General features: G+C 62.5%; 2 protein-coding genes and 1 pseudogene. 2 read left to right on the forward strand and 1 reads right to left on the reverse strand.

Features of this window, described 5'->3' with window-relative positions; translation table 11 throughout:
* A pseudogene (locus RT424_RS17505) lies at positions 1-157 on the forward strand (AMP nucleosidase); the annotation flags it as partial.
* A gap of 437 nt (positions 158-594) precedes the next feature.
* Positions 595-3,402 (forward strand): TonB-dependent receptor, encoded by a 2,808-nt coding sequence (locus tag RT424_RS17510; RefSeq protein ID WP_313440841.1) that lies wholly within the window; start codon positions 595-597, stop codon positions 3,400-3,402.
* A 92-nt stretch (positions 3,403-3,494) separates the two neighbouring features.
* Here the strand turns inward: RT424_RS17510 and RT424_RS17515 are convergent.
* The coding region (locus tag RT424_RS17515) for a M2 family metallopeptidase (RefSeq protein ID WP_313440843.1) at positions 3,495-4,358 on the reverse strand (864 nt) is incomplete at its 5' end.

Consider the following 4,358-nt stretch of genomic DNA (forward strand, 5'->3'; position numbering starts at 1 on the left):
TGAACTCAAGCTGCCGGGCCAGGCCAACCGCTTCTATGAGGAGGCGATCGCCAGCCACCTCAAGATCGGCCTTCACGCCTGCGATCTGCTCCGCGCCGAGGGCGAGAAGTTGCATTCCCGCAAGCTGCGCGCATTCAACGAGCCGCCGTTCCGCTGATTTCGCGCGGCACTGCGCCTCAAGACCGAGCCGAACATGACGGGCGCCGCTCCAGCCGGAGCGGCGCCCGTTTGCGCATGGGGTGAGAAAGCCGCAACGCCCCTCTCATTTCGTGCAAAGCGCACGCCATTGTTCCGTAAATACGCCCACTACGGAAATCTTCTGGCAAAACATCCGTCGATCGGATAACATTATTCCACATCCGTGAGTAATAAACAGCGATTTCCATGTTACATGCTTATTTCAATATGTAGCGCTTATTTTACTTTTACTTTTCACTTATGGAAATAATAGTTGCGTAACTACAACTCAGCCATCCGACAATAGATTTGAACTGTTATTGCCTGATGACAGAGCGTTCATCTTGGGAGCACACCCCCTGACCTGGTTCCGGCTTGCGGCAGACCGCGCGTCGGAAACTGCAAAGGGAGTATCGAATGAAATCCGAGATGAAGCGCCTTCTGCTGGCATCCACCCTGCTGATGGGCCTGCCCGCCGCGGCGCATGCCCAGGACGGCGCGCCTGCGCGCGAAACCGCAACCGATGCCGCGCCGGAAGGCGGCGCCATCGTCGTGACCGGCTCGCGCCTGTCCAATCCGAACCTCGAATATGCCGCCCCGATCATGGCCGTTTCCTCCAAGGAAATCGCGCTGAGCGGACAGGTCAACGTCGAGAACATCCTCAAGGACCTGCCGCAGGTGCTGCCGGGTTCGACCGCCGCGTCGAACAATCCAGGCGGCGGCGTCGCCACTGCCGACTTGCGCGGCCTCGGCGCCGAACGCACGCTGGTGCTGGTCAACGGCCACCGCTACGTCTCGTATGACACCAACCAGATCGTCGATCTCAACACGATCCCGACCGCGCTGATCGAGCGCGTCGACGTGGTGACCGGCGGCAAGTCCGCCGTCTACGGTTCGGACGCGGTTACCGGCGTGGTGAACTTCATCACCAAGCAGGACTTCGACGGCGTCCAGGCCAACGCCAACTACCGCCTGACTGGCGAAGGCGACGGCGCGCAGTACAACGGCGGCGTTCTGGTCGGCAAGAATTTCGCCGACGGGCGCGGCAACATCACGATCTACGGCGACTATATGCGCCGCAAGTCGATACTCCAGTCGGGCCGCAGCTATACGTCGGTGGCGCAGACCGACGACGGCGAAGGCGGCCTGATGGGCGGCGGTTCCAGCTCGATCCCGGCCGGCCGCATCGCGCTCGGCGGGAACAACTACAAGTTCGGGCAGGACGGCAGCACCTCGGCCTACACTTCGGCCGATGCCTACAACTACGCCTCGGAGAACTACCTTCAGGTTCCACAGAAGCGCCAGCTGCTCTCCGCACAGGCCCACTTCGACGTCAGCGATCACCTGACCCTCTACGGCGAGGGCCAGTACATCCACAACCGCGTCAAGAACCAGCTGGCACCGACGCCGCTGACGGGCACTTTCTCGCTCGACACCGATTCCTCGTTCCTGTCCTCCGCCACCCAGTCGCTGCTGAGCGGCTACGACACCGATGGCGACGGCTACACTTCGGCATCGGTCTATCGCCGCCTGTCGGAAGTGGGCGACCGCATCTCCAACCTCGACAGCAAGGCCTATCGCGGACTGATCGGCGCACGCGGCCAGATTTCAGGCGACTGGAACTACGACGCCTACTTCAGCTATTCGCGCACGAAGCAGGTCGAACGCCAGTACGGCAACGTCTCTGCCAGCCGCGTCCAGCAGGCGCTGCTGACGAGCACCGATTCCAGCGGCAATCTCGTCTGCTCGGACAGCAGCAACGGCTGCGTCCCGCTGAACATCTTCGGCGCGGGCAACATCAGCCAGGCAGCGGCGGACTTCATCTCGATCGACACGGTAAACCGCTCGACCATCACCGAGAAAGTCGCCAGCGGCGCGATCACCAACAACAACCTCTTCGATCTTGGCGCCGGTCCGGCAGGCCTCGCCTTCGGCGGCGAGTATCGCAGCGAGCACGGCAGCTTCAACCCGGACGCGGCACTCGCCTCGGGTGACGTGATCGGCTTCAACGGCTCCGAACCGATCGCGGGCGGATACAACGTCAAGGAACTCTTCGCCGAGTTCAACGTGCCCCTGATCGCCGACAAGCCTTTCGTCGAACGCCTCGAATTCAACGGCGCGGCGCGCTATTCCTACTATTCGACGGCGGCCAAGTCGGTCGGCACCTTCTCGGCGGGCCTCGTCTGGGCGCCGATCAAGGACGTCAGCCTGCGCGGCCAGTTCTCACGCGCGGTGCGCGCGCCGACGGTCAACAATCTCTACAGCGGCAACGCCCAGAACTTCGAGCAGGCCACCGACCCCTGCGCGACTTCGGCGGCGCTTTCCAGTGCCAGCCTGAACGCCAGCTGCGCCTCTTCGGGCATTCCCGCGAACCTGATCGGCACCGAGTACAACGGCGGCGATTCGCAGATCGAAAGCTACAACGGCGGCAATACGTCGCTGCGCGAGGAAACGGCGAATACCTGGACCTTCGGCACGATGATCCAGCCCCGCTTCATTCCGGGCCTGTCGCTCACCGTCGATTACTACCACATCAAGATCGACAACTACATCACCGCCGCCGGCACTTCGAACATCATCTCGGCCTGCTACGGCACCGCCGCGAACGGATGGACGCCTTACGACACCAGCTATTGCTCGCTGCTGCCGCGCGACGGCAACAGCTACACGATCACCGGCGCGGTCGACAATCTGTCCAACTCGGGCGGCATGAAGACCGACGGCATCGACTTCGACATGCAGTATGCGATCCCGCTGGCCTTCGGGCAGAACGGGTCGAGCAAGCTGACCCTGCGCGCAAGCGGCACCCGGCTGCTGAACTTCACGTTCAAGCCGATCGCCGCCCTTTCCGACCTGACCGTGGACTGCGCGGGCAAGTTCGGCCTGCTCTGCGGCAATGTCTATGCCAAGTGGCGCCTCAACGGCCGCATGACGTGGTCGACCGAGGGCAAGACGCTCTCGCTCGCCTGGCGCCACCTCTCGCCGGTCAAGGACGACGATGCCTCGACGACCTACAGCGTCGAGAAGATCAAGGCCTACGACTACTTCGATCTCACCGCGCAGATCGACGTGGCCAAGCGCTTCACCTGGAATATCGGCATGAACAACATGTTCAACCGCAAGCCGCCGATCCTCGGCGACAACCAGGAACAGTCGAACACCTACCCGACGACGTACGACGTTTACGGCCGCACGTTCTTCACCGGCATCACGGTGGACTTCTAAGCGCCCACGAAAAAGGGGAGCCGGCGCGAACCGGCTCCCCTTATAGGCTTCGAAACGGCTCCGGCGACATCGCGCCACCGGGGCCGTTCTCGTCACCAGCCCTGCTTCTCGCCCTTGTTCTGCTCGTCGAGCCACTTCTTCAGCGGCGCGAAATAGTCGAGCATCGGCTTGGCGCTCATCTGCGGAGTGCCGGTGAAGGCCTTGAGCGCTTCCGGCCAGGGCTTCGACATGCCCATCTCCAGCATCTTGTTCAGGTTCGCGCCGACCTTCTTGTCGCCGTAGAAGCTGCAACGGTGCAGCGGCCCCTTCCAGCCGGCCTGCTTGCACGCGGCCTGGTAGAACTGGAACTGGAGGATGCGGGCCAGGAAGTAGCGCGTATAGGGCGTGTTGCCCGGTACGTGGAACTTGGCACCGGCATCGAAACCGTCGTCACCGCGCGCGGAAGGCGGCGTGATGCCCTGGTAGTCGAGGCGCATCTTGGTCCAGGCCTTGTTGTAGTCGGCAGGCTGGATCGAACCGTCGAAGATGCCCCAGCGATAGCGGTCGATCAGCAGGCCGAAGGGCAGGAACGCCACCTTGTCCATCGCCTGACGCAGCAGCAGGCCGATGTCCTTGTCGGCGCTCGGCACCTTCGCCTTGTCGAGCAGGCCGATCTGCACGAGGTACTGCGGTGTGATCGACAGCGCGATGAAGTCGCCGATCGCCTCATGGAAGCCGTCGTTGGCGCCGTTGAGGTAGAGGAACGGCTGCTTGTTGTAAGCGCGCTGGTAGTAGTTGTGGCCGAGTTCGTGGTGGATCGTCACGAAGTCGTTCGAATCGACCTTGGTGCACATCTTGATGCGGATGTCGTCCTTGTTGTCGACGTTCCAGGCCGAAGCGTGGCAGATCACTTCGCGATCGGCAGGCTTCACGATCATCGAGCGCTTCCAGAACGTTTCCGGCAGCTGCGCGAAGCC

This window comes from Novosphingobium sp. (assembly GCF_032093395.1).
In the GTDB taxonomy this organism is placed as follows: Bacteria; Pseudomonadota; Alphaproteobacteria; order Sphingomonadales; family Sphingomonadaceae; genus Novosphingobium.